Origin of the sequence: uncultured Pseudoteredinibacter sp., assembly GCF_947502065.1 — a bacterium.
Taxonomy (GTDB): domain Bacteria; phylum Pseudomonadota; class Gammaproteobacteria; order Pseudomonadales; family Cellvibrionaceae; genus Pseudoteredinibacter.
This window is the reverse complement of the sequence record NZ_CANMYE010000049.1, coordinates 1-231: the sequence shown is the minus strand read 5'-3', so window position 1 is coordinate 231 and position 231 is coordinate 1. Positions and strand designations below refer to the sequence as shown.

Annotated in this window: 1 protein-coding gene; it reads right to left on the bottom strand. The window is 52.4% G+C overall.

Features of this window, described 5'->3' with window-relative positions:
• On the bottom strand, positions 1-231 hold a 231-nt coding region (locus Q1A41_RS20320; protein ID WP_299983005.1), incomplete at both ends, for a hypothetical protein.

Here is a 231-nt window from a genome sequence, read left to right as displayed (position 1 = left end):
TCGCCGGTTTGCGTACCAGCAACTACACCGGTAATGGCTGCTGCATCAGCGCCATCTACATCGGCGCCACCAACATCGGTGCGAACATTACCGGTTGCGTTATTGTCAGCATCAGTTGAATCGGTATCCGCATTCGCAACTGGCGCCGTATCAGTAATTAAAATATCCAACGTGCCGTTAGCGGTAGTCCCATCGCTATCGGTCACAACGACTGCCAAGCTATCAACAACC